The sequence below is a fragment of the Rhodobacter flavimaris genome (assembly GCF_021378075.1).
Classification (GTDB): Bacteria; Pseudomonadota; Alphaproteobacteria; order Rhodobacterales; family Rhodobacteraceae; genus Rhodobacter; species Rhodobacter flavimaris.
The window spans coordinates 310195-332324 of sequence record NZ_JAJUOS010000002.1; the positions used below are offsets into that span (position 1 = coordinate 310195).

The 22130-nt window shown below is 65.4% G+C and carries 23 protein-coding genes and 2 tRNA genes; 17 read left to right on the forward strand and 8 right to left on the reverse strand.

Translation table 11 applies throughout. The features are described 5' to 3' along the window. Nucleotides 1-477 (reverse strand): DUF6446 family protein, encoded by a 477-nt coding sequence (locus LZA78_RS04100; protein WP_218628449.1) that lies wholly within the window; start codon nt 475-477, stop codon nt 1-3. After that, nucleotides 474-1412 (reverse strand): glycine--tRNA ligase subunit alpha, encoded by a 939-nt coding sequence (locus LZA78_RS04105; RefSeq protein WP_233675669.1) that lies wholly within the window; start codon nt 1410-1412, stop codon nt 474-476. The genes LZA78_RS04100 and LZA78_RS04105 overlap by 4 nt, the downstream gene beginning before the upstream one ends. 176 nt (nt 1413-1588) lie before the next feature. Here LZA78_RS04105 and LZA78_RS04110 point away from each other — a divergent pair, with 176 nt between their 5' ends. Beyond that, the gene (locus LZA78_RS04110; protein WP_233675670.1) at nt 1589-3346 is read left to right on the forward strand and encodes a serine protease; all 1758 of its coding nucleotides are present in this window, start codon (nt 1589-1591) and stop codon (nt 3344-3346) included. A gap of 25 nt (nt 3347-3371) precedes the next feature. Here LZA78_RS04110 and LZA78_RS04115 read toward each other — a convergent pair whose 3' ends face one another. Beyond that, nucleotides 3372-4820 carry a TrkH family potassium uptake protein gene (locus LZA78_RS04115; protein WP_233675671.1) on the reverse strand — a complete coding sequence of 483 codons (1449 nt, stop codon included), beginning with the start codon at nt 4818-4820 and terminating at the stop codon, nt 3372-3374. Between the two features lie 221 nt (nt 4821-5041). Here LZA78_RS04115 and LZA78_RS04120 point away from each other — a divergent pair, with 221 nt between their 5' ends. The 4 genes from LZA78_RS04120 (at nt 5042) to LZA78_RS04135 (ending at nt 9169) form a co-directional block, all read left to right on the forward strand. After that, the gene (locus LZA78_RS04120; RefSeq protein WP_233675672.1) at nt 5042-8476 is read left to right on the forward strand and encodes a pyruvate carboxylase; all 3435 of its coding nucleotides are present in this window, start codon (nt 5042-5044) and stop codon (nt 8474-8476) included. A 49-nt stretch (nt 8477-8525) separates the two neighbouring features. Next, nucleotides 8526-8894, forward strand: coding sequence for an MAPEG family protein (locus tag LZA78_RS04125; RefSeq protein WP_233675673.1), 369 nt, complete (start codon nt 8526-8528; stop codon nt 8892-8894). A 104-nt stretch (nt 8895-8998) separates the two neighbouring features. After that, nucleotides 8999-9073: transfer RNA gene (locus tag LZA78_RS04130), tRNA-Gly, on the forward strand. Nucleotides 9074-9094: 21 nt separating this feature from the next. Then, nucleotides 9095-9169 (forward strand) — tRNA-Gly (locus LZA78_RS04135). A gap of 48 nt (nt 9170-9217) precedes the next feature. On the opposite strand, the gene LZA78_RS04140 is transcribed toward LZA78_RS04135, so the two are convergent. Further along, a complete protein-coding gene (locus LZA78_RS04140; protein ID WP_233675674.1) occupies nt 9218-9643 on the reverse strand; it encodes a DUF2214 family protein in 426 nt (141 codons plus the stop codon). A gap of 130 nt (nt 9644-9773) precedes the next feature. Here LZA78_RS04140 and hisB point away from each other — a divergent pair, with 130 nt between their 5' ends. Next, nucleotides 9774-10361 carry an imidazoleglycerol-phosphate dehydratase HisB gene (hisB, locus tag LZA78_RS04145; RefSeq protein ID WP_218628455.1) on the forward strand — a complete coding sequence of 196 codons (588 nt, stop codon included), beginning with the start codon at nt 9774-9776 and terminating at the stop codon, nt 10359-10361. Then, complete coding sequence (gene hisH, locus LZA78_RS04150) at nt 10361-10999, forward strand: imidazole glycerol phosphate synthase subunit HisH (protein ID WP_233675675.1); 639 nt, start codon at nt 10361-10363, stop codon at nt 10997-10999. Before hisB ends, hisH begins: the two co-directional genes overlap by 1 nt. A 31-nt stretch (nt 11000-11030) precedes the next feature. On the opposite strand, the gene LZA78_RS04155 is transcribed toward hisH, so the two are convergent. Then, nucleotides 11031-11414 (reverse strand): DUF2147 domain-containing protein, encoded by a 384-nt coding sequence (locus tag LZA78_RS04155; protein ID WP_233675676.1) that lies wholly within the window; start codon nt 11412-11414, stop codon nt 11031-11033. Between the two features lie 136 nt (nt 11415-11550). Here LZA78_RS04155 and hisA point away from each other — a divergent pair, with 136 nt between their 5' ends. The 10 genes from hisA (at nt 11551) to LZA78_RS04205 (ending at nt 19144) form a co-directional block, all read left to right on the forward strand. Further along, a complete protein-coding gene (gene hisA, locus LZA78_RS04160) occupies nt 11551-12270 on the forward strand; it encodes a 1-(5-phosphoribosyl)-5-[(5-phosphoribosylamino)methylideneamino]imidazole-4-carboxamide isomerase (RefSeq protein WP_233675677.1) in 720 nt (239 codons plus the stop codon). 133 nt (nt 12271-12403) lie between these two features. Further along, nucleotides 12404-13162 (forward strand): imidazole glycerol phosphate synthase subunit HisF, encoded by a 759-nt coding sequence (gene hisF / locus LZA78_RS04165; protein ID WP_233675678.1) that lies wholly within the window; start codon nt 12404-12406, stop codon nt 13160-13162. A gap of 12 nt (nt 13163-13174) precedes the next feature. Continuing rightward, entirely contained in the window at nt 13175-13486 is a 312-nt protein-coding gene (locus tag LZA78_RS04170) for a phosphoribosyl-ATP diphosphatase (RefSeq protein ID WP_233675679.1), read from the forward strand. Nucleotides 13487-13611: 125 nt separating this feature from the next. Next, on the forward strand, nt 13612-13914 hold the full coding sequence (locus LZA78_RS04175; RefSeq protein ID WP_233675680.1) for a DUF1330 domain-containing protein: 303 nt from the start codon (nt 13612-13614) through the stop codon (nt 13912-13914). Between the two features lie 40 nt (nt 13915-13954). Then, on the forward strand, nt 13955-14401 hold the full coding sequence (locus LZA78_RS04180) for a tellurite resistance TerB family protein (RefSeq protein ID WP_233675681.1): 447 nt from the start codon (nt 13955-13957) through the stop codon (nt 14399-14401). 133 nt (nt 14402-14534) lie between these two features. Further along, nucleotides 14535-15311, forward strand: coding sequence for an ABC transporter ATP-binding protein (locus LZA78_RS04185; RefSeq protein WP_233675682.1), 777 nt, complete (start codon nt 14535-14537; stop codon nt 15309-15311). 35 nt (nt 15312-15346) lie between these two features. Further along, complete coding sequence (locus LZA78_RS04190; protein ID WP_233675683.1) at nt 15347-16057, forward strand: transporter substrate-binding domain-containing protein; 711 nt, start codon at nt 15347-15349, stop codon at nt 16055-16057. 45 nt (nt 16058-16102) lie between these two features. After that, nucleotides 16103-16984 (forward strand): ABC transporter permease, encoded by an 882-nt coding sequence (locus tag LZA78_RS04195; protein WP_233675684.1) that lies wholly within the window; start codon nt 16103-16105, stop codon nt 16982-16984. Continuing rightward, nucleotides 16981-17808 carry an ABC transporter permease gene (locus LZA78_RS04200; protein WP_233675685.1) on the forward strand — a complete coding sequence of 276 codons (828 nt, stop codon included), beginning with the start codon at nt 16981-16983 and terminating at the stop codon, nt 17806-17808. The genes LZA78_RS04195 and LZA78_RS04200 overlap by 4 nt, the downstream gene beginning before the upstream one ends. Before the next feature lie 4 nt (nt 17809-17812). Continuing rightward, the gene (locus LZA78_RS04205; RefSeq protein ID WP_233675686.1) at nt 17813-19144 is read left to right on the forward strand and encodes a glutamine synthetase family protein; all 1332 of its coding nucleotides are present in this window, start codon (nt 17813-17815) and stop codon (nt 19142-19144) included. Nucleotides 19145-19167: 23 nt separating this feature from the next. Here the strand turns inward: LZA78_RS04205 and LZA78_RS04210 are convergent, their stop codons facing one another. Genes LZA78_RS04210 through LZA78_RS04220 form a run of 3 tightly spaced genes read right to left on the reverse strand, consistent with a single transcriptional unit; the run spans nt 19168 to nt 22057 of the window. Beyond that, nucleotides 19168-19911 carry an ABC transporter ATP-binding protein gene (locus LZA78_RS04210; protein WP_233675687.1) on the reverse strand — a complete coding sequence of 248 codons (744 nt, stop codon included), beginning with the start codon at nt 19909-19911 and terminating at the stop codon, nt 19168-19170. Beyond that, complete coding sequence (locus tag LZA78_RS04215) at nt 19911-20966, reverse strand: FecCD family ABC transporter permease (RefSeq protein ID WP_233675688.1); 1056 nt, start codon at nt 20964-20966, stop codon at nt 19911-19913. Before LZA78_RS04215 ends, LZA78_RS04210 begins: the two co-directional genes overlap by 1 nt. Next, complete coding sequence (locus LZA78_RS04220) at nt 20963-22057, reverse strand: ABC transporter substrate-binding protein (protein ID WP_233675689.1); 1095 nt, start codon at nt 22055-22057, stop codon at nt 20963-20965. Before LZA78_RS04220 ends, LZA78_RS04215 begins: the two co-directional genes overlap by 4 nt. Nucleotides 22058-22130: the final 73 nt, after the last annotated feature.

Genomic DNA, 22130 nt, shown 5'->3' on the forward strand with positions numbered 1-22130 from the left:
TCACTTCTCCGCTTCGTCGTTCAGCTGATGCCAGGCATAGGCGCGGCCATCGGGATAGATTGCAACGACCCGGTCAACGCCGGGCTTGATGTCATGTTCAGAGAGGAAGGCGACCGCGGCCCCGGCCTCAAGATCGGCACCGATACGCGCGGCATCGAAACAGCCGAACCAGCCCGGTGCGTTGAGAGGGGTGGCCGCCTCATAGACCTCGAATGTCTCGGTCAGCAGCGCCAGCGACAGCGGCGTGCGGAAGCAGCTGCGGAACCGCAGGGGCGAGCTGTCGGCGTCGATGCCCTCAAAGCCCTCGGCCAGGATCGGCTCGGGCTGGCCGGTCACGACCGAGGTCAGCCGGATCTCGGCTGCGGGCGCGGTGGCCTCCAGCTTGTCGTAAAAGCCGTAAACCTGGAGATACCAGACCGCGGCCCCCGTGATCAGCGCACTCAGCACGATCGCACCCCCGACCAGCTTGCCATTCACGCCGTCACCTCGGCGGTCCAGCCGCCAGCCTCGGTCTGCACGAAGGCATCGGCGCATTTCTTGGCTAGCGCGCGGACGCGGCCGATATAGGCCTGCCGCTCGGTGACAGAGATCACGCCCCGCGCATCGAGCAGGTTGAAGAGGTGGGAGGCCTTGATGCACTGGTCATAGGCCGGATGCGCCATAACGATGCGCTTGCCCGAGTTCGGGTCGGCGGGCTCGAAGGCCAGCAGGCGCTCGCATTCGGCCTCGGCATCCTCGAAGTGGCGCAGCAGCATGTCGGTTGTGGCGCCGTCGAAATTGTGGCGGCTGTATTCTTCCTCGGTCTGGCGGAAGATGTCGCCATAGCTCAGCGGGATCGGCGCGTCAGGCGCGTTGAAAGGCATGTCCATGACGTGGTCGATACCCAGAACATACATCGCAAGGCGCTCAAGCCCGTAGGTCAGCTCGCCCGAGACGGGCTTGCAGTCATGGCCGCCGACCTGCTGGAAATAGGTAAACTGCGACACTTCCATGCCGTCGCACCAGACCTCCCAGCCCAGACCCCAGGCGCCAAGGGTCGGGGATTCCCAGTCATCCTCGACGAAGCGGATATCGTGCAGATCAAGGTCGATGCCGATGGCCTCAAGCGAGCCCAGATACAGCTCTTGCAGGTTCGGCGGGCTCGGTTTGATCAGCACCTGGTATTGATAGTAGTGCTGCAAGCGGTTCGGGTTCTCGCCATAGCGGCCGTCGGTCGGGCGGCGCGAGGGCTGCACATATGCCGCAGCCCAGGGGCGCGAGCCAAGCGCGCGCAGCGTGGTGGCCGGGTGGAACGTGCCCGCGCCCACTTCCATGTCGTAGGGCTGCAAGACCGCACAGCCTTTCGAGGCCCAATAGTTCATAAGGCGCAGGATGATTTCCTGGAACGAACGGGGGGCTGCGGGTTTCGTCATGGCTCACCTTTTGCTGAAAGCGCCCTCTCTCTAGGCAAGGGGCGCGCGGGGGTCAACGGGGGCAAGGGGGCGCGTGGCCACACTGCGGGCAAAAAGCTGCGCTTTGGGGGTGACGCGGGCGCAAGAGTTGCTAACTTGCCCGCATAAAGGCGAAGGCCAGAAAGAGGTTTTGAGGCATGAGATTGGTGCGCAGGGCGGTTTCGGTTGTGGTAGCGGCAGGTCTGACCGGGATGGTCTGGACCGGAACCGGCTGGGCGGAACCCGCCTGGGTCCAGATCGAGGCCCGCCCCACGCTCGATCAGGCGCAAGAGCGCGCCCGCGACTGGTCCTCGACCCTGCCTGCGGTCTCGGGCTTTGCCATGTCCACCGGCTGGTTTGCCATCGCGCTTGGTCCCTATGCCGATGAGGCCGAGGCCGATTCGCAACTGCGCGTGCTGCGCGGCGAGCGGATGATCCCGCCTGACAGCTATGTCTCGAACGGCAGCCGCTTCCGCGAGCAGTTCTGGCCCACGGGCGCGGCCCCTGCCCCGGTGGCTCAACCCGCCGCGCCGGTTGCAGCCGAACCCACCCCGGCCGCAGAGCCCCCCGGGGCCGAGGCCCCCGCCCCGGTCGAAACGCTGGCCGAGTCCCGCAGGCTCGAGGCCGCGCTGAGCGCCGAGACGCGGATGGAAATTCAGTCCGCGCTGCAATGGCGTGGCTTCTATAGCGCGACCATTGACGGCGCTTTTGGCCGCGGCACCCGCGCCTCGATCGGCGCTTGGCAGCAGGCCAATGGTTATGAGGCGACGGGTGTTCTGGCCTCGGCACAGCAGGCGCAACTTCTGGGCGCCGTTACCGCTGAGCGCGCGGCCCTGGGCCTGAGTGCCATCGACGAGCCCGAGGCCGGGATCGCCATCGAGCTGCCGTTGGGACTGGTCGAGTTCGACCATTACGACGCGCCCTTCGTGCATTACCGCGCCAAGGATGGCTCGGGCGTGACCGTGCTGCTGATCTCGCAGCAGGGCGACCAGAACGGCCTCTTTGGCCTCTATGACGCGATGCAGACGCTCGAAATCGTGCCCATGGCGGGCGAGCGCAAGCGTGAACGCTCGTCCTTCCTGCTGACCGGCCAAAACGACCGCATTCACTCCTATACCCAGGCCGAGCTGTCGGGCGGGCTGATCAAGGGCTTCACGCTGGTCTATCCCGCCGATCAGGCCGAGCGCATGGCGCGGGTGCTTGAGGCGATGAAAACCAGCTTCCGCCCCTTGGGCAACAAGGCGCTGGATGCCACGCTTGGCAAGCCGCTGGCGGTGGAGCGTTCGGCGCTGATGGCCGGGCTGGATCAGCGCCACCCGGAATTTGCTCGCTCGGGCTTTTTCATCGCGGCCGATGGGGCCGTGCTGACCGCCGCCGCCGGGCTGAAAGCCTGCGGTCGGATCACGGTCGAGGATCACATGGCGGATCTGGCCTATACAGATGAGGTGCTAGGGCTGGCCGTGTTGCGCCCGCAAAAGCCGCTGGCGCCTGCGGCCGTCGCGGCCTTCCAACCCGCCGAGCCGCGCCTTGGCAGCGAAATCGCGGTAGCCGGGTTCTCCTACCCCGAGGCGCTTTCGGCACCGGTCCTCAGCTTCGGGACCCTGTCGGATCTTAGCGGGCTTGCCGGAGAGGCAAGTCGCGCGCGCCTTGCGGTGCGCACCCTTGCCGGCGACGCAGGCGGCCCGGTTCTGGATACGAGCGGCGCGGTTGTCGGGATGCTGCTGCCCTCCGAGGCCACGCCCGACAAGCTGTTGCCCGAGGATCTGGCGCAGGCCCTGCGCAGCTTCGACATCGTCGCGCACCTGACCGAGAACGGCTACGCCCCCGTTGCCTCCGAGCCCTCTGGCTCTATCGCGGCCGAGGATATCGCGGCGCGCGCGCAGCAACTGACCGTCCGCGTCGCCTGCTGGAAGTGATCTGCCCCGAGGGGCCGCGCGCCCCTCAGGCCCGCCAGAAGCGGGGCAGCAGCAGGACGAAGACCGACATCAGCTCCAGCCGCCCGAGGAACATGCCGATCGACATCAGCCATTTGGCGGTTTCAGGGAAGGCGTTGATGGCGCCGTTGCCCGACACCTCCGGCCCCCAGGCCGGTCCGACATTGGCTATGGCTGTCCAGGCGGCGGTCAGGGCAGTCTTGGTCTCAAGCCCGGTCAGCGACAGCCCCACGATGAGCAGGCCGAAGGTCAGGATGAACAGCGAGAAGAAGGCGATGACCGAGTTCACGACCTCATCCTCGACGGGTCGGCCCGCGTAATTCACGCGCGCCACGCGATGCGGGCTGTGCAACCGCCGGATCTGGGTCTTGATGGCCTCAAACAGGATCAGGTAGCGGAACACCTTGACCGAGCAGCCCGTCGAGGAGGTGCAGCCCCCGATCAGCCCGGTGATGATCAGCACGACAAAGGCCAGATGCCCCCATTTCGTGATGTCCTCGGACGCATAGCCTGTGCCCGTGAAGGTCGAGACGACGTTGAACGTCACCTCGCGCAGGGTCGGCCAGAACTCGGCCTCGTGGCGAAAGAGCCGGTAAAGCACGATTACACCGATCGCGTAGGCGTGCCAGCGCAGGAAGGCCCGCACCTGCGGATCGCGCCACAGCGGCCCCACATTGCCCTGCACCACCTGGACAAACCGGATGAACGGCATGGCCGCCAGCAGCATGAAGAACGACGCCGCATATTCCGGCGCCCCCGAATAGACCGCGAAACTGGCATCGTAATTCGAGAACCCACCGGTCGAGACCGTGGTCAGCGCATGCACCGCCGCGTCGAAAGCGGTCATCCCGAGCGCGCCATAGACCAGCGCGCAGGCCAGCGTCAGCCCCACATAGATGCGGATCAGCGCACGCGAGATATCCATGGCGCGCGGCAGGATCTTGCCCAGGGTATCGAAGCCCTCCGAGCGGAAGAACTGCATCCCGCCGACCTTCATCACCGGCAAGAAGATCATCGCCACAATGATGATCCCCAGACCACCGAGCCATTGCAGGATACCCCGCCACAGGTTCGCGCCCGCAGGCAGCGTGTCCAGCTCTGGGATGGCGGTGGTGCCGGTGGTGGTCAGGCCCGACATCGCCTCGAAATAGGCGTCGGTAAAGCTCAGCCCCGGCGCGCCGATCATGAAGGGCAAGGCGCCGAAGGCGGGCAGAATCGCCCAGACGGTCGAGGTCATCAGGAAGCTTTGCGGAATGGTCAGCATCTGGCGCATCCCGCTGGCCGAAGCCATTGCCAGCAGCCCGCCCGCCGTCGCGCTGATGATCGCGGCCTCGACGAAGGCGCGCCAATGCTCGTCCCCCGACATGTAATCGACCAGAGCCGGAATCAGCATCGCCAACCCCAGAACCGCTGCAAGCAATCCGATGATGTAGCCCACGGGGCGCAAATCAATCATGCGCCCTGCTTGCCCGCGCGCTCGGCGCGCTGTCAATAGCGGCCCGCATGTCGTTTCCGCGCGCGGTGTGTCGTAATGGGTGCAACTGCTGCCCCTGACCCACGGTAAACTTTGCAAACTTTTCGAAATTGGTCAGTTAATTTGCTCAATTTCGCAATTTCTTCTTGCGCCGCACCGCAGCAGAGCTAGGGTTTGCGCCATCAAGACGGGGGAGAACTGCCATGTTCCGGAAGATTCTGGTCGCCAACAGGGGCGAGATTGCCATCCGCGTGCTACGTGCCGCGAACGAACTGGGCAAGAAGACGGTCGCCGTCTATGCCGAGGAAGACAAGCTCTCCCTGCACCGCTTCAAGGCGGACGAGGCCTATCGCATCGGCGAAGGCCTCAGCCCGGTCGGCGCCTATCTCAGCATCCCCGAGATCATCCGGGTGGCCAAGGAATCGGGCGCGGACGCCATTCACCCCGGCTACGGCCTGCTGTCGGAGAACCCCGATTTCGTCGAGGCCTGCGCCAAGGCGGGTATCGCCTTCATCGGCCCCAAGCCCGAAACCATGCGCGCGCTTGGCGACAAGGCCTCGGCGCGGCGCGTGGCGATCGCTGCGGGCGTGCCGGTAATCCCCGCAACCGAAGTGCTGGGCAACGATTTCGACGCGATCAAGACGGAAGCCGCCGAGATCGGCTATCCGCTGATGCTCAAGGCCAGCTGGGGCGGCGGCGGTCGCGGCATGCGCCCGATCCTTGGCCCCGATGAACTGGTTGAGAAGGTCCGCGAAGGCCGGCGCGAGGCAGAGGCCGCCTTTGGCAACGGCGAGGGCTATCTGGAAAAGATGATCCTGCGCGCGCGCCACGTCGAGGTTCAGCTTCTGGGTGACACGCATGGCGGCCTCTATCACCTCTATGAGCGCGACTGCACCGTGCAGCGCCGCAACCAGAAGGTCGTCGAGCGCGCGCCCGCCCCCTATCTGAACGCCGAACAACGCGCCGAGGTCTGCGAGCTTGCGCTCAAGATCGGCCGCGCGGTTGGCTACCAGAACGCGGGCACCGTCGAATTCCTGATGGATATGGACAGCCAGCAGTTCTACTTCATCGAGGTGAACCCGCGTGTTCAGGTCGAGCATACCGTGACCGAGCAGGTCACCGGCATCGACATCGTGCAGGCCCAGATCAAGATCGCCGAGGGCGCGACGCTGGCCGCCGCCACGGGCGTGCCCGCGCAAGACGACGTGCATCTGAACGGCCACGCGCTCCAGTGCCGCGTGACGACCGAAGACCCGCAGAACAACTTCATCCCCGATTATGGTCGCCTGACTGCCTATCGCTCGGCCACCGGCATGGGCATTCGCCTTGATGGCGGCACTGCTTATGCGGGAGGCGTCATCACGCGCTACTACGACTCGCTTCTGGTGAAGGTCACCGCATGGGCGCAAACGCCCGAGCAGGCGATCACCCGCATGGACCGCGCCCTGCGCGAATTCCGGATCCGGGGCGTTTCGACCAATATCGACTTCGTCATCAACCTGCTCAAGCATCCGACCTTCCTGGACATGAGCTACACGACGAAGTTCATCGACACGACGCCCGAGCTCTTCCAGTTCAAGAAGCGCCGCGACCGGGCAACCAAGATCTTGACCTATATCGCCGACATCTCGGTCAACGGTCACCCCGAGACCGCAGGCCGCCCCAAGCCCTCCGCCGAGGCCAAGCCGCCCCGCCTGCCCGAGCTGAAAGGCCCGGTCCTGCCCGGCACGCGCAACCTGCTTGATGAGCAGGGCCCGAAAGCCGTCGCCGACTGGATGAAAGCGCAGAAGAAACTGCTGCTGACCGACACGACGATGCGCGACGGGCACCAGTCGCTGCTGGCGACGCGTATGCGCTCGATCGACATGATCAAGGCGGCGCCCGCCTATGCGGCGAACCTGGGCGACCTGTTCTCGGTCGAGTGCTGGGGTGGGGCGACGTTCGACGTGGCCTACCGCTTCTTGCAGGAATGCCCCTGGCAGCGCCTGCGCGACATCCGCGCGGCCATGCCCAACGTCATGACGCAAATGCTGCTGCGCGCCTCGAATGGTGTGGGCTACACGAACTACCCCGACAACGTGGTGCAGTTTTTCGTGAAACAGGCCGCGACCACCGGGGTTGACGTGTTCCGCGTCTTCGACAGCCTGAACTGGGTCGAGAACATGCGCGTAGCGATGGATGCCGTGGTCGAGGCCGAGAAGGTCTGCGAAGGCACGATCTGCTACACCGGCGACATCCTGAACCCCGACCGCGCAAAGTATGACCTGAAATACTACGTCGGCATGGCCAAGGAGCTTGAGGCCGCCGGCGCCCATGTTCTGGGCCTGAAAGACATGGCCGGGCTGCTCAAGCCCGCCGCCGCGCGGGCGCTGATCAAGGCGCTGAAGGACGAGGTCGATCTGCCGATCCACTTCCACACGCATGACACCTCGGGCATCGCGGGTGCGACGATCCTTGCGGCAGCCGACGCGGGCGTCGATGCGGTCGATGCGGCGATGGACGCCTTCTCGGGCGGCACCTCGCAGCCCTGCCTTGGCTCGATCGTCGAGGCGCTGGCCCATACCGAGCGCGACACCGGCCTCGACATCGACGCGATCCGCCGGATGTCGAACTACTGGGAAGGCGTCCGCCACCAGTACACGGCGTTTGAAAGCGGGCTCGAGGCCCCAGCCTCCGAGGTCTACCTGCACGAAATGCCCGGCGGCCAGTTCACCAACCTCAAGGCGCAGGCGCGTAGCCTTGGCCTTGAAGAGCGCTGGCACGAGGTCGCGCAGGCCTATGCCGACGCCAACCAGATCTTTGGCGATATCGTGAAGGTGACGCCGTCCTCGAAGGTCGTCGGCGACATGGCACTGATGATGGTGGCGCAGGGTCTTTCGAAATCGGACGTGCTCGATCCCGCCAAGGACGTGGCCTTCCCCGACTCGGTCGTGGACATGCTGCGCGGCAACCTGGGCCAACCGCCCGGCGGCTGGCCCGAGGGCATCACCCGCAAGGTGCTGAAGGACGAGAAACCCTCGACCGAGCGCCCCGGCAAGCACCTGCCCGCCGTGGACCTCGAGGAAACCCGCGCCAAGCTCTCGGCGGAACTGAATGGCTATGCGGTCGATGACGAGGACCTGGCGGGCTACCTGATGTATCCCAAAGTGTTCCTCGACTACATGGGCCGCCACCGCCAGTATGGCCCGGTGCGCACCCTGCCGACCCCGGTCTTCTTCTACGGGATGGAGCAGGGCCACGAGATCTCGGCCGAGATCGACCCCGGCAAGACGCTCGAGATCCGCTACCAGACCATGAGCGAGACCGACGAGGCGGGCGAGGTTAAGGTCTTCTTCGAACTTAATGGCCAGCCGCGCGCGGTGCGTGTGCCGAACCGGGCGGTCAAGGCGCAGACCAAGGCGCGCCCGAAGGCCGAGACCGGCAACGCCAACCACATCGGCGCGCCGATGCCCGGCTCGGTCGCGAGCGTGGCCGTCACTTTGGGTCAAAAGGTCCACGCCGGCGATCTGCTGCTGACCATCGAGGCGATGAAGATGGAGACCGGTATCCATGCCGACCGAACGGCGGTGGTGAAGGCCCTGCACGTCACCCCCGGCGCGCAGATCGACGCCAAGGATCTGCTGATCGAATTGGAATGACCCACACGGCCCGCCCCTCCGGCGGGCCGTTTCCTTTCCGCGAGGCCCCATGGTCACACCGCTTTACGCCCTGCCCCTGACCGCGCTGTTCATCGCGCTCTCTGCGCGGGTCATCAATTACCGCAAGGCGCAGCGAATCTCTCTGGGTGACGGCAATGATCCCGAGTTGCGCGGGCGCGTGCGGGCGCATGGCAATTGCGCCGAATTCGCACCGATGGGGCTTGTTCTGCTGCTGATGGCCGAGCTTGCGCAGGCCCCTGCCCCGGCGCTGCATTTCGCGGGCGCAGCCCTGCTGGCCGGGCGTGTGCTGCACGCATGGGCGGTGGGCTGGCGCGGCCCCTTTGCCGCGCGGGTGGCCGGAATGGCGCTGACCTTCCTGTCGCTTGCCGCCTCGGCCCTTGCCGCGGTTCTGGCCTGATCCCCGCCCGCATGGGGCGGAAAAGTTTTTTCGCGGGTCGCGCGAATTTTCCTCTTGCAGCCCCCCGCTCTATCCCCTAAATCCGCCTCCACCGAACCGGTAGCGCGGGCGTAGCTCAGGGGTAGAGCATAACCTTGCCAAGGTTAGGGTCGTGAGTTCGAATCTCATCGCCCGCTCCAGTTCGGACAGTACCCAAGGACGCGGGCGTAGCTCAGGGGTAGAGCATAACCTTGCCAAGGTTAGGGTCGTGAGTTCGAATCTCATCGCCCGCTCCATTACAAAAAGCCTCCCTTCTGGGAGGTTTTTTGTTATCCGGCAGGTGGTTAGGCCAGCCCATGCACCAGCCAAAGCCCAAGCAGCGCGATGCAGAGAACGGCGCCGAAATCGAACCCCAGCCGCAAGCGCAGCCCGCGATCGGGGATCAGAACGCCCGCCTGCCGCGCGCGGCGCAGCACAGGTTTCGTGGTAAGGACCGCGCCCGAGGCCAGCACGAACACCGCGACTTTGGTAGCCAGCAGCCCCAGCCCCGCCGCCTCGCCCGGCATCCGCCCAAGCCAACCCGCCATCGCCACCCCGCTTGCCAGGATCACCAGTGCCGAGAGGCCCGAGACCTTGTCGAGCGCCACCAGCCGCGCGAGCCCCGCCCCCTCGATCCGCCGCGCGCGCAAGAGCAGGTTCTTGGCCCCCGAGGCCAGTACGCAGCCCGCAAACCCCGCCAGATGCGCCGCTTTTATCCAGAGAATATCCATCGTCGCCCCAATATCTGAACTATGTAGTTCAGATTGCCCGAATGACGCCCTCCGTGCAACAGGCGCTTAACGCTTAACAAGCCCGCGCGCGCGGCCTATAAGGCCCCGTAACCCCTTGGGAAGGACGACGATGCGGACCGCCACCATCACCCGGAAAACCGCCGAAACCGAAATCTCGGTCGAGATCAATCTCGACGGCACGGGCAGCTATGACAACCAGACCGGCGTGGGCTTCTTCGATCACATGCTGGATCAGCTGGCCCGGCACTCGCTGATCGACATGGTGATCCGCGCCAAGGGCGATCTGCATATCGACGACCACCACACGGTCGAGGACACCGGCATCGCGCTCGGTCAGGCCCTGGTGAAGGCGCTTGGCGACAAGAAGGGCATCCGCCGCTACGGCCACTTCGCCCTGGCGATGGATGACACGCAGGTGCAATGCGCGCTCGACCTCTCGGCGCGCCCCTACCTCGTGTGGAATTGCGACATGCCCACGCCGAAGATCGGCACGTTCGACACCGAGCTGGTGCGCGAGTTCTTCCAGGCGCTCTCGACCAATGGCGGCATCACGCTGCACATCGACCGCGTGCATGGCTTCAACAGCCACCACATCGCCGAGGCGGCCTTCAAGTCGGTCGCCCGCGCGCTGCGCATGGCCGTCGAGGTCGATCCGCGCACAGCTGGCATCCTGCCCTCGACCAAAGGGGCGCTTTGATGCTGACGGCGCTGGTCGATTACGACTCGGGCAACCTGCACTCAGCCCAGAAGGCGTTCGAGCGGATGGCGCATGAGGCCGGCCACGGCACCATCGTCGTGACCTCGGAGCCTGACGTGGTCGCCAAGGCCGACCGGATCGTGCTGCCGGGCGACGGCGCCTTTCCGGCCTGCCGCCGCGCGCTTGACCGCTTCACGGGCCTCTTCGAGGCGATTGAGGAAGGCGTGCACAAGCAGGGCAAGCCCTTCATGGGCATCTGCATCGGCATGCAGATGATGGCCACGCGCGGGCTTGAGTTCGAACCGACCGAGGGCTTCGGCTGGATCCCCGGCGAGGTGCGCCATATCGAGCCCGCCGATACCACCCTGAAAGTGCCGCATATGGGCTGGAACGATCTGGTGATCGACCGCCCGCACCCGGTGCTTGAGGGCGTGCAGACCGGCGATCACGCCTATTTCGTGCACAGCTTCCACTTCGTGGTAGAACGCCCCGAGCACCTGCTCGCCCATGCCGACTATGCCGGTCCGATCACCGCCATCGTAGGGCGCGACAATATGGTGGGCACCCAGTTCCACCCGGAAAAATCGCAGGCGGTGGGTCTGCGGATCATCTCGAACTTCCTGAACTGGAAACCATAAGGAAAGGGCGCCCGGAGGCGCCCTTTTTCGCTTACTTGATCCGCGTCCAGCTTTGCTTGGCGCAGAACAAGCCGCCAGCCACGCAACCTGCCAGTTTCATCGCATCGCCATTCAGCCCGATCTTGCCTAGGTAGGTCTTGCCGTTCGACGGTCGCCAGACCTGCCCCTGGTAGGCGCCCTCGCCCTTCGACGCCATGTCGATCACGATCATCTTGCCTTCGTTGGGCGATTTGTACTCGCCCTTGTCGTTGAAGCTTTTGACGATGATGCCGCAGTAGTTCGGCCCGCAGGGCGCGATCTTCACATGGGCGAATGCGCCGTCATCGGGCTGGGTCCGCCACAGCCCTTCGATCGGGTCTGCGAAAGCGTTGCCTGCGGCCAGCGCAAGCGCGGCCGCAAGAAGGGTGGTTTTCATGGTGTCTCCTCCAAAACTCCGTGCGCAGGAGGGCATGGGCGTCGATTCCCGGCAAGAATGACGTGGCGTAGCGCCGCCGCGCCTTGCCCGAAGGGAAATCGCATGGCAAGAGGCGCGCAAGACGAAGGAGATACCGATGATCCTCTACCCCGCGATCGACCTCAAGGACGGCCAATGCGTGCGCCTGCTGCATGGCGAGATGGACAAGGCCACCGTGTTCGGCGACGACCCGGCCGCGCAGGCCGCGAAATTCGAGGCCGCGGGCTGCGAATGGGTGCATCTCGTGGACCTGAACGGCGCCTTCGCCGGTGAACCTGTCAACGCGGCGGCGGTCGAGGCGATCTTGGCGCGCATCAAGGTGCCGGCCCAGCTTGGCGGCGGCATCCGCGACATGGCCACGATCGAGCGCTGGCTGGACAAGGGCCTTGCCCGCGTGATCCTGGGCACCGTGGCGGTCGAGAACCCGACCCTCGTTCGCGAGGCCGCGCGGGCCTTCCCGAACCAAGTCGCGGTGGGCATCGACGCCCGCAACGGCCGCGTGGCTACGAAAGGCTGGGCCGAAGAGACCGACGTGATGGTCACCGATCTGGCGCGCAGCTTCGAGGACGCGGGCGTGGCCGCGATCATCTACACCGACATCATGCGCGACGGCGCGATGACCGGTCCGAATATCGAGGCGACCGAGGCGCTGGCCCGCGCCGTCTCGATCCCGGTGATCGCCTCGGGCGGCGTGTCCTCGCTGCCCGACCTGATCGCCCTGCGCGACACCGGCGTGATCGCGGGCGCGATCTCGGGGCGCGCGATCTATGACGGGGCGCTCGACCTGACCGCGGCGCTTGCGGCATTGAAGGTTTAAGTGAAGGGGGCGCTGCCCCCTCGCCCGTGCAGGGCTCACCCCCGAGGTATTTGGGCCAAGAAGAAGGGCTGTGCGGTTCGAGTGCTTCCCACGGGCGCGTTCAGGGCTTATGTAGGCGCCAAAGGAGCCACCCATGCTGAAGACCCGGATCATTCCCTGCCTCGACGTGGCCGATGGGCGCGTGGTGAAAGGCGTCAATTTCGTCAATCTGATCGACGCGGGCGACCCGGTCGAGGCCGCGAAGGCCTATGACGCGGCCGGAGCGGACGAGCTGTGTTTTCTGGACATTCACGCGACCCATGAAAACCGCGGGACCATGTTCGATCTGGTCACGCGCACGGCCGAGCAGTGTTTCATGCCTTTGACCGTGGGCGGCGGGGTGCGGACGCAGCAGGACGTGCGCGCGCTTTTGTTGGCGGGGGCCGACAAGGTCTCGTTCAACTCGGCGGCGGTGGCGAACCCCGATGTCGTTGCTGAGGCCGCCGACCGTTTCGGCAGCCAGTGCATCGTCGTCGCAATCGACGCCAAGACCGTGGAGCCGGGCCGGTGGGAGATCTTCACCCATGGCGGGCGCAAGCCTACGGGCATCGACGCGGTCGAATTCGCGCGTCTGGTGGAATCGAAGGGGGCGGGGGAGATCCTGCTGACCTCGATGGACCGGGACGGCACGCGGGCAGGCTTCAACCTGCCATTGACCCGCGCGATCTCGGATGCGGTCAATATTCCGGTCATCGCCTCGGGCGGGGTCGGGAACCTCGATCACCTCGTTGAGGGCGTGACCAAAGGCGGCGCCTCGGCGGTGCTTGCGGCCTCGATCTTCCATTTCGGCGAATACACGATCCGGCAGGCCAAGGAGCACATGGCCGCCGCGGGTATTCCCGTCCGCCTCTGACAGGAGCCGATCATGCACACGCTCGACCAACTCGCCGCGACAGTCGCCTCGCGCAAGGGGGCGGACCCGGACAGCAGCTGGACCGCGAAGCTTCTCGCAAAGGGCCCCGAGAAATGCGCCGAGAAATTCGGCGAGGAGGCCATCGAGGCGATCATCGCGGCGGCGAAAAACGACCGCGAGAACCTGGTCTATGAGGCCGCCGACGTGCTTTATCACCTCGTGGTCATGCTGGCCGCGCGGGATGTGAGCCTGGACGAGGTTCTGGCCGAGCTTGCGCGGCGCGAGGGCACCTCGGGCATCGCCGAGAAGGCCGCGCGCGGCTGAGCGGTTGCATCCGCCGCCCCACCCGGCGATGCTGGGCCAAACGGAGGCGACGATGAGCGACACACCCACGGCATGCTGGATCAGCCATGTGACGGTCGATGATCTGAGCATCGTCGAGGGTTATCTTGGCTGAGGCGAATGGCTACTGGGTGGCCCATGTCACCGTGACCGACCCAGCGGGATATGCCGCCTACCGCGCCATGGCCGCCCCCGCCATCGCCGAGCAGGGCGGGCGCATTCTTGCGCTTGGCGGAGTTCAGCAGACTGTCTCTGGTCAGATGCGGCCGCATACCGTCATCGTCGAATTCCCCGATCTGGCCACCGCGCGGGCGTGCTATTTCGGCGCGGCTTACCAAGCCACCATCGCCGCGCGAGACGCCTCGGCCGAGGTGGACCTTAGCATCATCGAAGGCCACACGATCGCCTGAGCCTGCTTGCCCCCGGCACCGGAGGCGTTAGATTGGGCGCATGTTGAAATCGCTCCTCGGCCTTCTGGCCAATCCCCGCCCCGAACCTACTGACAGCGACGATGTCGAACTGGCACTGGCCGCGCTGCTGGTGCGGCTTGCGCGTTCGGACGGGCAGTATGAGGAAAGCGAGCAGGCGCATATCGATCGCCTGCTGATCGCGCGCAACGGGATCGGCCCGTTCGAGGCCACCGCGCTGCGCCGACGTGCCGAGGCGCTTGAGGACGAAGCCGCCGATACCGTGCGCTTCACCCGCGCGCTGAAAGACGGCATCGCCCATGACGACCGCATGAGCGTGATCGAGGCGCTTTGGGAAGTTGCCCTGGCCGATGGCGCGCGCGGCGCCGAGGAAGACTCGCTCATCCGCCTTGCCGCGAACCTTCTGGGCATCAACGACCGCGATTCGGCATTGGCCCGGCAGCGCGTCATCGCGCGGCTTGGTGAATGAAGAGGCCTTTGGTCAATTTGACCAGCAAAAGCTGAACTTTTGATCAATACCCTCGCGTCACCTTTCATTGTGCCGTTGCAATCGCACAGGAAATCGCGCCAACTTGATCGAACGGACAAAGAGAAGCCCACAAGTGACCAACACCGCGCCCGTCATCGAGATCCGCGATCTCCACAAAAGCTATGGCCAGCTCGAGGTGCTGAAAGGCGTCTCCATCCGCGCCGAAAAAGGCCAGGTCATCTCCCTTATCGGCTCTTCGGGGTCGGGGAAATCGACGCTTCTGCGTTGCTGCAACCTGCTTGAGGACAGCCAGAAGGGCGAGATCCTGTTCGAGGGCGAGGCCGTGAAATGGGCGGGCGAAGGCCTGCGCCGCCACCCTTCGGACCGCGCGCAGGTCACGCGCTTCCGCACCAACCTGTCAATGGTGTTCCAGCAGTTCAACCTGTGGTCCCACATGACCATCCTGCAAAACGTGATGGAGGCCCCGGTTACCGTTCTGGGCCGCCCCGCCGCCGAGGTTGAGGCGCTTGCACGCGGCCTCCTCGACAAGGTGGGCATTGGCGACAAGGCCGACAACTGGCCCGCGCAGCTTTCCGGCGGTCAGCAGCAGCGTGCCGCCATCGCGCGCGCGCTCTGCATGCAGCCCGAGGCGCTTTTGTTCGACGAGCCGACCTCGGCACTTGACCCGGAATTGCAGCAGGAAGTGGTCAAGGTGATCAAGGATCTCGCGGCCGAGCACCGCACGATGATCCTCGTGACCCACGACATGCGGCTGGCCGCCGATGTGTCGGATCACGTCGTCTTCCTGCACCAAGGCCGCATTGAAGAGGAAGGCCCGCCCGCCACTCTCTTCGGCGCGCCGAAATCCGAACGCCTGCAACAGTTCCTGTCGGCCACCGCGCCGGCGTGAGCCAACAAAACAAACTCAACAGTGGAGTCTTGACTATGAAGAAGCTGATCCTGACGGCCGCCGCGCTGGCGCTCAGCACCGGATTTGCGATGGCTGAAACGGTGCGCATGGGCACCGAGGGCGCCTACCCTCCCTACAACTTCATCAACGACAAGGGCGAGGTCGACGGGTTCGAGCGCGAACTGGGCGACCTGCTGTGCGAGAAGGTCGGTGTGACCTGCGAGTGGGTGACGAACGAGTGGGACTCGATCATCCCGAACCTGCTCTCGGGCAACTATGACACCATCATCGCCGGCATGAGCATCACCGACGAGCGCATGCAGACCATCGACTTCACCCAGAACTACATTCCGCCTGCGGCTTCGGCCTATGCGGCGCTGGCCGCTGATGCCGACCTGTCGGGCGTTGTCGCCGCACAGGTAGGCACCATCCAGGCCGATTACGTCGCCAAATCGGGCGCGACCCTGCTGGAATTCGCCACCCTCGACGACACTGTCGCCGCCGTGAAGAACGGCGAGGCCGACGCGGTATTCGCCGACAAGGACGCGCTGGCGCCCTTCGTGGGCAGCGACATGTCTTGGGCGGGCGCTGACGTTCCGCTTGGCGGCGGCGTCGGCATCGGCATGCGCAAGTCGGACACCGAACTGAAGGGCAAGTTCGACGCCGTGATCACCGAACTGAAGGCCGATGGCACGCTCAACGCCATGATCAAGAAGTGGTTCGGCGACGAAGCCACCGTGTTCTGAGAGTGATGGGCGGGCGGCCCCTGCGCCGCCTGCCCGGTTCCCGCGATGTTCGAAAGCTGCGCTGATCCATCCCAACTCGAGGGCCTGAGCTGGCTCATGTGCTACCTGACCTCGGGCAAGCACATGCTGTTCTATACCTCGTTCCTAGTCGTCATGGCCCTGATGGTCATCACGGCGCCGGTGGCGCTCATGTTCGGCTTTGGCGGGGCGCTGGCCGCGCGCAGCCATGTGACCCCGCTGCGCTGGCTGGGCAAGGGCTATACCGGGATGGTGCGCGGCGTGCCCGACATCATCTTCTTTCTTTTCGTGCCGGTGGCGATGGACCAGGGCCTCGAATACCTGCGCAACCTTTATAAATGCCCGCCCTCGGACGCGCCGATCTGGGCCAATAACGAATTCAACGTCTGCGCTGCGGCCAAGCTGCCGCTCTCGACCAGCCCGCAAGTCTGGCACGAGGCCTATGGCTTCGCCCTTGCGGTCATCGCCTTCTCGATCGTGTTCGGCGCCTTTGCCGCCAACGTGCTCTACGGCGCAATGAACGCCGTGCCCCGCGCGCAGCTGGAAACCGCCGAAGCCTATGGCATGTCGCCCAAGCAGGTGCGCCGCCGCATCCTGATCCCGCAGATGTGGACCTATGCGCTGCCCGGCCTGTCGAACCTCTGGATGATCCTGATCAAGGCCACGCCGCTTTTGTTCCTGCTGGGGGTCGAGGACATCGTCTATTGGGCGCGTGAACTCGGCTCGACCAAATCCGCGATCTACGACTACCCGCACCCCGATTGGCGCGTTTGGTATTTCCTTGTGCTGCTGTTCTACTACCTCGGCATGACCCGGATTTCCGAGATCTACCTTGGCCGTCTGTCAGCGCGGCTCTCGCGCGGGCAGGCCACGATGGCCGGTGAAGCGATGCGAAAGGCGGGCGCATGAGCTGCTATGACATCATCGCCGATTACGGCCTGCGTTCGCTCGGAATCGGTGAGCGGATCCTGCCGCGCTCGGATTTCACGCTGTGCCACCAGTTCACGCTGATCGGTTCGGGGCTGATCTGGAACCTCTATTTCGGCCTCCTCGCCCTGGCACTGGGCTTTTTCATGGCCACCAGCCTCGCACTGGCCAAGGCCGCGTCGAACCCGCTGCTGCGCAAACCGGCCGAGTGGTTCATCTTCGTCTTCCGTGGCTCGCCGCTCTTCATCCAGTTCTTCCTAGCCTATGAGGCCCTGGTGCTGCTGCCCAAGGCCGGGATCGAGGTGTTCGGCATCACGATCCAGACCGCCTGGACGACTAAGGCCTGGGCCGGGGCGCTGTTCGTGCTGTTCCTCAACACCTCCGCCTATGCCGCCGAGATCTTCTACGGCGCGCTGCGCTCAGTCCCCAAGGGCGATCTGGAGGCCGCCGACGCCTATGGCTTCACCGGCTGGAAGAAGTTCCGCAAGGTCGTCTGGCCGACCATGCTGCGGCTTGCCTGGCCCGCCTATACGAACGAGGCGATCTTTCTCTTCCACGCCACAACGCTGGTCTATTTCTCGGGTTTCCCGGCCTTCCAGCAACGCGGCGACGCGCTCTATTACGCGAAGTTCTTCGCCGATAAGACTTTCAACCCATTCATCCCCTACCCGATCGCGGCCTTCTACTTTGTCTGTCTGACGCTGGTCCTGATCACGATTTTCGGGGTGATCAACCGCCGCCTGAACCGGCACCTCCCGGGCGCAAGCCGCCCCAAGCTGAAGGTCAGGCCGCAACTTATCAGGTGAAGATATGGACTGGCTGAAAGAGCACCCCGAAGTGCGCACCATTCGCGTGGCTGCGGCGGATCTGAACGGGGTGGCACGGGGCAAGCGCATCCCCTCGCGGTTTACCAACAAGGTATTCACCGACGGCACGCGCTTCCCCTTCTCGGTGATGAACCTCGACATCTGGGGCGAGGACATCGAGGAAAGCCCGCTTGTCTTCGAGACCGGCGATTGCGACGGCCTTCTGATGCCGACCGAGCGAGGCTTCATGCCGATGCCCTGGCTTGAGGCGCCGACCGCGCTTTTGCCGATCTGGATGTTCCACATGGACGGCCGCCCCTATGACGGCGATCCGCGGCAGGTTCTGGCGCGCGTGGTGGACCGCTACAAGGCGCTTGGCCTGACCCCCGTGGTCGCGACCGAGCTGGAATTCTTCCTGATCGACGACTCGGGCAAGACGCTGCGCGTGCCGCCCTCGCCCCGCTCGGGCAAGCGCCGCACCGGGGGCGAGATCCTGTCCCTGCGCGCGCTAGACGCTTTCGACAGCTACTTCACCGCGCTCTACGAAGCCTGCGAGTTGATGGACATTCCCGCCGACACCGCGATTTCCGAGGCCGGGCCGGGCCAGTTCGAGATCAACATGATGCATTCGAACGATGCGCTGAAGGCGGCCGACGATGCGTGGCTTTTCAAGATGCTGGTCAAGGGGCTGGCGCGCAGCCATGGCTTTGCCGCCTCGTTCATGGCCAAGCCCTATGACCTGTGGTCGGGCAACGGGATGCACATGCATTTCTCGATCCTCGACAAGGCTGGCAAGAACATCTTCAACGACGGCAGCGAAAAGGGCTCGGACGCGCTGCGCCATGCGGTGGCGGGTTGTCTGGCCGCCCTGCCCGGCTCGACCCTGATCTTCGCGCCGCATGAAAACAGCTATGACCGGCTGGTGCCCAATGCCCATGCGCCCACCGGCATCGGCTGGGCCTATGAGAACCGCACCGCGGCGCTGCGCATTCCCGCCTCGGGGCCTGCCGCGCGGCGAATCGAGCATCGCGTGGCCGGGGGCGACGTGAACCCCTACCTGATGATCGCAGCCGTTCTGGGCGCCGCGCTGGTCGGGATCGAGGACAAGATGAAGCCAGACGATCCGATCGCAGGTAACGCCTATGAGCAGAACCTGCCGCAACTGCCCGCGACCTGGAACCTCGCCATCGAGACCTTCGCGAATTGCGATTACATCAAGCGCATCTTCCCCGAGGAGCTGGTCGCGAACTTCCTGATGACCAAGCGACAGGAGGTCCATTACATGGCCGAGCTGTCGGACGAAGAGCAGACCGAGCTTTACCTCGACACGGTCTGACTGACGCGCAGGGTCTGGGCCGCTTACTCGACCGTATGCGGCACCACGACCAGACAGGCATCGCGGTCGCGCAGCAGCTCGGGGGTCACGCGCCAATGCGCCGCGACACGCTCGGGCGTGAGCGCGCCCTCGGGGGTGTCTTGGCAGATCAGCCGCCCCTCGCCCAGCACCAGAACGCGGTCGCAAAAGCGCGCGGCCAGCGTCAGGTCATGCAGTGCCGCGATCACAGCGGTACCGCTTTGCCGCGCATGGGCGCGCAACGCGGCAAGCGCGCCAAGTTGATGATGCAGGTCCCGCGCCGAGGTAGGTTCGTCCAGCGCCAGAAGCTGCGGGTTGCGAAACAGCCGCTGCACCAGAAGAACGCGTTGCTGTTGCCCGCCCGACAGCGAGTTCATCCCGCGCGCGGCCAGATCGGCCAACCCGAAGCACGCAAGGATATCGCGCGCCTGCGCGATCATCGCGGGCGGGACGCTCCAGCCCAAGCCCTCGCGTCGCCCCAGCAAGACGCAATCGAGGACCGACAGATTGGCCCGCACGGTGAAGCTTTGCGGCAGGAAGCCAACTGCGGAGCGATCAAGCACGCGGCCCTCGCGCCGCAAGATCGCGCGTTCGGCCGATAGCCCCGCGATGGCGCGCAATAACGTCGACTTGCCCGCACCGTTCGGCCCGACGATACCGGTCAGCGACCCTGCGGGCAGACGCAGCTCCATCGGTTGCAGAACCAGGCTGCGTCCACGCCGCAGCGCCGGAAGGGTGATTTCGAACATCAGCTCCTCCTATGGGTCAGGATGACGGCGGCCAGCATCGGAATACCCGCCACGGCGGTCACGATCCCGACCGGGATCGCCGCGCCCGAGGACAGAAGCTTGGACACGACCGAGGCCGACACCAGGATCAGCGCCCCAGTCAGTGCCGCGAAGGGCAGCGCGAAGCGGTGATCCTCGCCCACCATGGCGCGGGCCACATGCGGCGCGATCAGCCCGACAAAGCCGATCGTGCCGGTGAAGGACACCGCCGCCGTCAGCGCGGCGGTGATCAGGAAGACCCGGCGGCGCAGCGCGTCGGTATCAAGGCCAAGGCTCTCGGCATTGGCCTCGCCCATGCGCAGCGTGGTCAGTGCCCAGGTCTCACGCGCGATCAGCGGCAGGCAGAGGGCAACGATCGCCCCCGCCCTCTTGATCGCCGTCCAGTTCGCCTTGAGCAGAGAGCCGAACAGCCAGAAGACGATCTGCTGCAAGACCTCGGGCGAGGCCATGAACTGCACCAGCGATTGCAGCGACTGGAAGAAGAACAAAACCGCGATGCCCGCCAGCACCAGAACCTCGGGCTGGCTGCCCTTGAGGCGCGCCACCAGCCAGACAAGCGCGGTCGCGCTAAGTGTTGCCACGAAGGCGCAGGCGGGTGCCAGCAGCCAGCCGGGCACCGGCACAGCGAGCGCCGAGCCGAACATGATCGCAAGCGCCGCGCCAAACCCCGCCGCCGCCGAGAACCCCAGCGTGAAGGGCGAGGCGAGCGGGTTCGCGAGGATCGTCTGCATCATCAGCCCCGCCAGCCCAAGCGCGCCGCCTACGATCAGCGCCATCACCGTTTGCGGCAGGCGGATCTGGAACAGGATCGCCGCCGCCGCCCGGTCGGCGCCCTGCGGCCCGGCCAGAAAGGTCTGCCACAGCACCCCCGGCGACATCGCCGAGGGGCCGGTCATCAGATCGGCCAGCACCAGCCCGGCCAGCAGAAGCAGGGCGGCGCCAACCGCCGCCCCGCGCCGCGCAGACCGCGCCCGCCACGCCCGAACCGAAGTGTCGAGGCGGTCCTGCATGCTCATTTCAGCTGCGTCACGAACAGCCCGTCCGCAGCGACCGGCATCCACTTGGCGTAGTAGTCGCTCAGCTCGGCCGCCGGATCGACATCGGCGAAGGCCTCGGGATAAAGCGCCTTGGCGATCGCGCGGGCATAGACAAAGTCCGACAGCGTGCGGTTGCCGCCGTGGTAGATCCCATAGACCTGCTTGTTGCGCACGGCGGGCAGATCGGCCCAACCAGCGCGTCCGGCGTAACCCGCCATCTTCGGCTGCGCGGCCTCATCCGAGGCGCCAAAGCCCAAGAGCACCGCCTCGGGCTTGTTGAGCCATTCCGACCCTGCCAACAGGATCACGTCGGGCTGCTCGGCGATGACATATTCGGGCGAGAGCGGCCCCCAGTTCTCGATCTGGCCCTTGGCGATATTGGCGCCGCCGACAAGGTCGATCACACCGGCCCACATGCCCTTGCCATAGCTGTTGCCCACTTCGCCGGGGCCCTTCTGCGCCAGCTCGACATAGATCTTCTTGTTCGACGGCCCCGCCTTGGCGATGCGCGCGGCGGTGTCCTCGGTCTTGGCCTGATACATCCGCGCCAGCGCCTCGGCGCGCTCGGGCTGGCCCATGACGGCGCCCAGAACGCGGGAGGACATCAGGTGCCGCTCCAGCGTCTGCGCGTTGTAATCAAGCGCGATGACCTTGATGCCCGCGTCCTCAAGCTGCTTCACGCCCGGCTCGCCCAGGGACGCCGTCTGCCAGCTTGCCAGAAGCGCCACATCGGGCTTTGAGGCAATCAGCGCCTCGGCCGAAAAGCTGTTGTCATCGGTGCTGCCGAAATCGGGCAGGGTTTCCAGCGCCGGGAAGGCGGCGGTGTAGCGCTGCCACTGGCCCGGGCGCCAATCGGCCCAGGGCGCGCGCGAGAGCGAGACGATCTTACCCGCCCCCTCGGCGCCGGTCACGGCCAGGTAATCCTCGTAATAGAAGCCAAGCGCCACACGCTCGGGGACGCTTTCGAGGGTCACGCTGCGCCCGTCGAGGTCGGTCACGGTGATTTCAGCCATGGCGGGGGCCGTGGACATGAGCAGCGCCGACAGCGCCGCGAATTTGACGAGTTTCATTTCGATTTCCTTGGTTTGATCGCGGCGCCGCAGGCGTGGCGGCACCGATATGCGCGATGAGCACGCTACAAGA

What these genes read in the sequence shown, in the direction of transcription:
- LZA78_RS04105 (WP_233675669.1), bottom strand. Translation starts at nt 1,412, where the DNA reads ATGACGAAACCCGCAGCCCCCCGTTCGTTCCAGGAAATCATCCTGCGC.
- LZA78_RS04110 (WP_233675670.1), top strand. Translation starts at nt 1,589, where the DNA reads ATGAGATTGGTGCGCAGGGCGGTTTCGGTTGTGGTAGCGGCAGGTCTG.
- LZA78_RS04115 (WP_233675671.1), bottom strand. Translation starts at nt 4,820, where the DNA reads ATGATTGATTTGCGCCCCGTGGGCTACATCATCGGATTGCTTGCAGCG.
- LZA78_RS04120 (WP_233675672.1), top strand. Translation starts at nt 5,042, where the DNA reads ATGTTCCGGAAGATTCTGGTCGCCAACAGGGGCGAGATTGCCATCCGC.
- LZA78_RS04125 (WP_233675673.1), top strand. Translation starts at nt 8,526, where the DNA reads ATGGTCACACCGCTTTACGCCCTGCCCCTGACCGCGCTGTTCATCGCG.
- LZA78_RS04140 (WP_233675674.1), bottom strand. Translation starts at nt 9,643, where the DNA reads ATGGATATTCTCTGGATAAAAGCGGCGCATCTGGCGGGGTTTGCGGGC.
- hisB (WP_218628455.1), top strand. Translation starts at nt 9,774, where the DNA reads ATGCGGACCGCCACCATCACCCGGAAAACCGCCGAAACCGAAATCTCG.
- hisH (WP_233675675.1), top strand. Translation starts at nt 10,361, where the DNA reads ATGCTGACGGCGCTGGTCGATTACGACTCGGGCAACCTGCACTCAGCC.
- LZA78_RS04155 (WP_233675676.1), bottom strand. Translation starts at nt 11,414, where the DNA reads ATGAAAACCACCCTTCTTGCGGCCGCGCTTGCGCTGGCCGCAGGCAAC.
- hisA (WP_233675677.1), top strand. Translation starts at nt 11,551, where the DNA reads ATGATCCTCTACCCCGCGATCGACCTCAAGGACGGCCAATGCGTGCGC.
- hisF (WP_233675678.1), top strand. Translation starts at nt 12,404, where the DNA reads ATGCTGAAGACCCGGATCATTCCCTGCCTCGACGTGGCCGATGGGCGC.
- LZA78_RS04170 (WP_233675679.1), top strand. Translation starts at nt 13,175, where the DNA reads ATGCACACGCTCGACCAACTCGCCGCGACAGTCGCCTCGCGCAAGGGG.
- LZA78_RS04180 (WP_233675681.1), top strand. Translation starts at nt 13,955, where the DNA reads ATGTTGAAATCGCTCCTCGGCCTTCTGGCCAATCCCCGCCCCGAACCT.
- LZA78_RS04190 (WP_233675683.1), top strand. Translation starts at nt 15,347, where the DNA reads ATGAAGAAGCTGATCCTGACGGCCGCCGCGCTGGCGCTCAGCACCGGA.
- LZA78_RS04195 (WP_233675684.1), top strand. Translation starts at nt 16,103, where the DNA reads ATGTTCGAAAGCTGCGCTGATCCATCCCAACTCGAGGGCCTGAGCTGG.
- LZA78_RS04200 (WP_233675685.1), top strand. Translation starts at nt 16,981, where the DNA reads ATGAGCTGCTATGACATCATCGCCGATTACGGCCTGCGTTCGCTCGGA.
- LZA78_RS04205 (WP_233675686.1), top strand. Translation starts at nt 17,813, where the DNA reads ATGGACTGGCTGAAAGAGCACCCCGAAGTGCGCACCATTCGCGTGGCT.
- LZA78_RS04210 (WP_233675687.1), bottom strand. Translation starts at nt 19,911, where the DNA reads ATGTTCGAAATCACCCTTCCGGCGCTGCGGCGTGGACGCAGCCTGGTT.
- LZA78_RS04215 (WP_233675688.1), bottom strand. Translation starts at nt 20,966, where the DNA reads ATGAGCATGCAGGACCGCCTCGACACTTCGGTTCGGGCGTGGCGGGCG.
- LZA78_RS04220 (WP_233675689.1), bottom strand. Translation starts at nt 22,057, where the DNA reads ATGAAACTCGTCAAATTCGCGGCGCTGTCGGCGCTGCTCATGTCCACG.